Annotated in this window: 4 protein-coding genes; 2 read left to right on the plus strand and 2 right to left on the minus strand. The window is 47.5% G+C overall.

Going from position 1 to position 6,105, the window contains the following annotated elements; genetic code table 11:
• Nucleotides 1-208 precede the first annotated feature (208 nt).
• Nucleotides 209-637 (minus strand): hypothetical protein, encoded by a 429-nt coding sequence (locus V6C93_RS15800; protein ID WP_333477625.1) that lies wholly within the window; start codon nt 635-637, stop codon nt 209-211.
• A gap of 611 nt (nt 638-1,248) precedes the next feature.
• Nucleotides 1,249-2,697: a decarboxylating NADP(+)-dependent phosphogluconate dehydrogenase gene (gene gnd / locus V6C93_RS15805; protein ID WP_333477626.1), complete on the minus strand. Its 1,449-nt coding sequence runs from the start codon at nt 2,695-2,697 to the stop codon at nt 1,249-1,251.
• 281 nt (nt 2,698-2,978) lie between these two features.
• On the opposite strand from gnd, the gene V6C93_RS15810 reads away from it, so the two are divergent.
• On the plus strand, nt 2,979-3,935 hold the full coding sequence (locus V6C93_RS15810) for a Ycf66 family protein (RefSeq protein WP_333477627.1): 957 nt from the start codon (nt 2,979-2,981) through the stop codon (nt 3,933-3,935).
• A gap of 266 nt (nt 3,936-4,201) precedes the next feature.
• Nucleotides 4,202-6,105: isoleucine--tRNA ligase (gene ileS / locus V6C93_RS15815; RefSeq protein WP_333477628.1), on the plus strand; the 1,904-nt coding region annotated here is incomplete at its 3' end.

Here is a 6,105-nt window from a genome sequence, read left to right on the forward strand (position 1 = left end):
GAGATGCACTCATGTCTTAACAGCACCCAGCACCGCCTACGCTTTAAGATGTTGCACAGAGAACGTCAAAAGGAAAGAAGGAAATTATCAAAGTGATTTGGTATTAGGCGAGAAATTCGTTGAGTGAGTTGGTAGTTGTAATTTTGATTTTCTTAATGTTTTTTGTGGAATTAGGCTGGCGAAGGTATTTTAAAGAGAAGCAAGAGCCTTAAACTGGTTCTAATTCAAAAACTTGTAAAATCTCTTCTAAAAGAAGGCGATCGCCCACTGAATTGTCCCCCATCAATTCAGCTTTTGCCTTTTGACTGACTTGCAGACAACTGTTCGATTCAAACTTAAAATCTTGATTGGGAACAAATCCTTGTTTCTCAAGCTTTGTAAGTGCTAACTGACTTGTAAACTCAACTAAATCAACCTCAGGCTTGAGATAATAGGAATTACGCAATATCCAACGGCAAGCCTCAGGTTCACTTTTAGCTAACTTGTAGATAGCAGCCGTCAAAACATCTTCAACACATTTAGGAGTAGGTAAAACAGTTAGAAAATTTTTCAGAGAAATAACCAGTGCTGGGTTTTGACTTTTGAAAACATCTACTGCTAATTCAAGGTGAATATCATAGGTTTTGGCTAAACACATGCTCACGGGTCTTTTCCTTATCAATCAAAAGGAGACTCTTGGCAGATAGTACAACCAGCCTCACCGTTGAGACCGCCAGGTAATGGAGACGATAACCACGAGCAACCTTCGTACCTGAGTGACGCTAGGCTACCTCAGCCGATTGCAAGAACGTCTTATAGCTGACAAACTGCTTTGAGTGCTACAGGTCGAGAGCAAAAGCTAGACCCAGAAACGGCAGTTCAACCAATGATTGGTCTGGCTATAAGTTAAAACTAAAGGATCAATGTGAATAATTTGTGAACAATCTGATACATTTTCCAGGTAATTACCATTTTAGACGAGCTATTCCTAGCTTATCCTTCAGTAGATCAGCTGAAGTCAAGGCTGTTAAAAGAAAATAACCAAAATCGAAAGAAAAGCTAAATTTTAATAACTACGAGATTTTACGTTTGTATTTTTCCAAGCCTGAATTATAACTTATCAATTTTTAATCTACTGATGCTTTTAGCAATTTTTAGTTGCATACGCTATAGGTAGGGGCACGAGCTACTCGTGCCCCTACAAAAACCCATTTTCTACCCGAATGAAAACGGCTCTAATTTACTGACGAATTAGCCGTATTAGCCAGATTAATCAGTGGTACCCGTTTGTAGCGATTCTTCAGCAACCTTCGTCCATTCGGTGTGGAATGCACCTGGTTTATCAGTACGTTCATAGGTATGAGCACCGAAGTAGTCCCGCTGCGCTTGAGTGAGGTTTTGTGGCAGACGAGCGCGTCGGTAGCTGTCGAAGTAATCCAACGATGCACTGAACGCAGGAACCGCAATTCCTAGTTTATTCGCCACTATCAGCACCTCGCGCCAAGCATCCTGCCGATCCAAAATGCTTTGCTTAAATTCAGGAGCCAATAACAAGTTGGGCAAATTTCCGTTGTCCCTGAAAGCGGTCTTAATCTTATCGAGGAACCCAGCGCGAATAATACAGCCACCTTTCCAAATTCGCGAAATTTCACTCAAAGCAAGGTTGTAGTTCAAATCCTTAGATGCCTTACTCAACAGCGCCATGCCTTGAGCATAGGAGCAAATCTTGGAGCAATAGAGAGCATCTCGGATTTTGTTGATAAATTCCTTTGTATCCCCCTCATACTTGCCCGACGGGCCAGGTAACTCTTTTGAGGCTGCCACCCGGTCTTCTTTATAGAAAGACATAATCCGAGCGTTGACCGCTGCAATCATGGTTGGGATGGGTACAGCGAGTTCTAAGGCACTTTGTACTGTCCAGCGTCCCGTTCCCTTTTGTCCAGCAGCATCTTGAATCACATCTACCAGAGCTAAGTTCGTATCGGGGTCAATGAACCTGAAAATATCTGCTGTAATTTCAATCAAAAATGAGTTGAGTTCGTCAGTCGTGTTCCACTCCGTAAAGACTTCGTGCAACTGCTGATGATCCAGTCCCAACGTGTTCTTGAGCAGGTCGTAGGCTTCTGCAATGAGCTGCATATCGCCGTATTCAATCCCGTTGTGTACCATCTTGACGTAGTGACCCGCACCACCAGCCCCGATGTAGGTGACACAAGGCCCATCGTCCACCTGAGCGGCTATTTTCGTCAGAATTGGTTGTAATTCTGCATAAGCCTGCTGTGTACCACCGGGCATTAAACTCGGACCATTGAGTGCTCCTTCTTCACCACCGCTGACGCCCATGCCCACAAATCCCAATCCAGTAGCCTCTAATTCTTGGGTGCGTCGCTCTGTGTCTGGATAGTAGGAGTTACCGCCGTCAATAATCATGTCCCCCGGCTCTAAAAAGGGTTTGAGCTGGGCAATCACCGCATCGACTGGCGCACCGGCTTTCACCATAATCAGAATCTTCCGGGGTCGTTGCAGCGATTTGACAAATTCTTCAATCGAGTAAGTCGCTGTGAAGTTCTTACCCTTCGCCCGCTCCTCCATAAACTTTTGAGTAACGGCAGCGGTACGATTGTAAACGCTGACGGGAAAACCATTGCGTTCTACATTCAACGCTAGGTTTTCGCCCATAACGGCTAAACCAATCAGACCAAAACTTGGTTGTGTCATATAAATGCTCTCCGGAACTCTGAGTATTACGGTTGTCTTAGCCTTCAGAGTATATCGATCCCCGGAGTAGCCGTGTAAAGATATAGATTAACTTAAAAGTCTGCCTGCGACTGACGAAAAACGGATGCTATTTACAATATGTTTAAGATAGAACATTAGCATAACTGCCTGGAATTAGCAAAGACATCATTATTATCTGCAACAGCGGGTTAACTTGTTGGTATTTAAATCTACATTTTCACGCCAAAATTTAGAGACACAGAGTAAGGAGTACCCACAAAATGTTGGCATACGTCCTGGCGTTGGTCATTGGTCTTGGGAGTCTTGCCATTTACCTGGCAGCTTTCTTTTTCCCAGAAGTTCATCGCAAAGAAGACTTTATCTGGAGCGGCATTGGATTATTTTACGCCCTGGTTTTATGGGTGTGTGCTGGACGCATAACTGGCGGTGTTCTTCTGGGTCAAACGGCAAGTGTAGCGCTATTAGGTTGGTTTGGCTGGCAAACCTTGACCTTAAGGCGAGAACTGACTTTACCAGAGAACAGAACACCGATTTCTCCCCAAGTGCAGGAAAAAATAAAAGGTTTCTCTGTCGGTGGATTGGGACAAAAGCTGCAAAAACAAGTGGCGGGTTTAGGAAAGAAAAAGCAACCAGAGTCCAAAGCCCCGCTAACCTCACCAGTAACGGCACAAACACCGAAAGACAAGAAAAAAGCTTCAGGGGGGCAAGTGGCAACGATTGAGACAGCCACGACCCAAGTAACGGAGACGACTGATTTTGCTCCAGCACCGGAAACGACGGCAGATACCCCGGACGACTCGAACGTCGTAACAATTCTTGACTCCAGAAATACTTCAACGGAGACTGCGCCCCAGGAAGCGACCACAACAGAGGCGATTGCCCCTTTGGGGCAGCGCGAAGCGATCGCTTCGCCAACTCCAGTGGATGAACCAGCGGTAGATAACGGCGAAATGTCAGAGTCTCCTGAACTGGTGCGACCGAATCCACCCGCCCCCGAACTGGTAGAAGCCGCCCAACAATCGGCTGCCTCTAACGCGGCAGACTCTGGCTTAGACGCCGCAACACCCATTGAAGAAATCGCGCCGGAAGTTGAACTGGCACCCCCAGCCGAGCCACCGGGTGATGGCGACCCGGCAATGAGACAAAATCCCCCAGATGTGGACATTGTGATTGAAGGCGTTCCCATCAACCCAGAGAACCCACCCAAGCTCAGTTGAAGTTCCCATAACTTGTCACAGATAATGGGAAAAGAGCCTATCCGAGAAATCCTTGATGGATAATCATGCTCCATCCATAGCAAAAGGCAGAAGATAGAAGGCAGAAGGCTTTGATGTTTACTACTGGGACGTTGTCGTTTCAGCCGTTAAAGAAAGTCCTAACCTTCATGGGAACAGCTATATCTATAGTTGATGTGGCGTTTCAAATCTCAATGCCACTTTTCGGATAGGCTTAACAACGAGTCAACTTATCTCAGCGTCAGACTGTGACAGAAGCAAAATCTTACAAAGATACCGTCAATCTGCCCCAGACCAAATTTGATATGCGGGCGAACGCCGTCAAGCGTGAACCGGAACTGCAAAAGTTTTGGGAAGACCACCAGATTTATGAGCAACTGTCACAGAACAATCCGGGTGAGATTTTCATTTTGCACGACGGGCCGCCCTACGCCAACGGTTCTCTGCATCTGGGTCACGCCCTGAATAAAATCCTCAAAGACATTATCAATAAATACCAACTGCTGCGGGGGCGCAAGGTTCGCTACGTCCCCGGCTGGGATTGTCACGGCTTGCCAATTGAGCTAAAAGTCCTGCAAAACATGAAGTCAGAGGAGCGACAACAGCTGACACCTCTGAAACTCCGTCACAAAGCGCGTGATTTTGCGCTCAAAGCCGTAGATGAGCAGCGCCAAGGCTTCAAGCGCTACGCCGTTTGGGGCGACTGGGAGCATCCTTACCTGACGATGAACCCAGAGTATGAAGCGGCTCAAATCGGCGTGTTCGGTCAGATGGTCTTGAAAGGCTACATCTATCGCGGTTTGAAGCCCGTTCACTGGAGTCCGAGTTCCCAAACAGCACTGGCAGAAGCGGAGTTGGAGTATCCAGAAGGTCATACCTCACGCAGCCTCTATGCAGCGTTCAAAATGACTCAGCCAGCACCAGCCGTGAAAGAGGTATTGGAGCCATTTCTCCCTGAACTAGGGGTAGCAATCTGGACGACAACACCTTGGACACTTCCCGGAAACTTGGCAGTTGCCGTTAATCCCGAACTCAACTATGCCGTGGTTCAGGTCGGAACCCAAACCCCAGCCAAATACCTAATTGTTGCGGCGGATTTGGTGGAACGCCTGTCTGAAAAGTTCGGGACTCCGCTGACAGTGAAAGCGACTATGCCAGGAAAGGCATTAGAACACAGCACCTACAAGCATCCGTTATTTGACCGCGAGAGTCCGGTTGTGATTGGTGGCGATTACGTTACAACTGAGTCGGGTACAGGATTAGTACACACTGCCCCCGGTCATGGTCAAGAAGATTACATAGTCGGTCAGCGGTATGGCTTGCCAATTCTCTCACCTGTGGACGATCGCGGCAACTTTACCGAGGACGCTGGCAAGTTTGCTGGGTTAAATGTCCTCAAGGATGCCAATGAGGCGATCATTCAGGCCATGATTGAAGCCGATGCCTTGCTGAAGGAAGAGGCTTATGGTCACAAGTATCCTTATGACTGGCGCACGAAAAAGCCGACGATTTTCCGAGCAACAGAACAGTGGTTTGCCAGCGTTGAGGGATTCCGGGATGAGGCACTCAAAGCCATCAAATCTGTAAACTGGGTTCCCACTCAAGGCGAAAACCGGATTACGGCAATGGTAAGCGATCGCTCGGATTGGTGTATCTCCCGTCAGCGCAATTGGGGTGTACCAATTCCGGTATTCTACGACGAAGAAACGAACGAGCCGTTACTAACCCAAGAAACGATCGCCCACGTTCAAGCTATTTTTGCAGAAAAAGGCTCCGATGCTTGGTGGGAACTTTCAGTCGAAGAACTCTTACCCGAACCCTATCGCAATAATGGCAAGTCATACCGCAAAGGTATGGACACGATGGATGTCTGGTTTGACTCTGGTTCCTCTTGGGCAGCCGTAGCAAAGCAGCGAGAAAATTTGCAGTATCCCGCCGATATGTATCTGGAAGGGTCAGACCAACACCGGGGTTGGTTCCAGTCCAGTTTGCTCACCAGTGTTGCGACCAATGACATTGCCCCTTACAAAACTGTCCTAACCCACGGCTTTTTGGTGGATGAGCAGGGACGCAAGATGAGTAAATCCCTGGGGAATGGGATTGACCCAGCGGTGGTCATTCAAGGTGGCAAGAACCAGAAAGAGGAACCCCC

It is taken from the genome of Allocoleopsis sp., from assembly GCF_036703385.1.
GTDB lineage: Bacteria > Cyanobacteriota > Cyanobacteriia > Cyanobacteriales > Coleofasciculaceae > Allocoleopsis.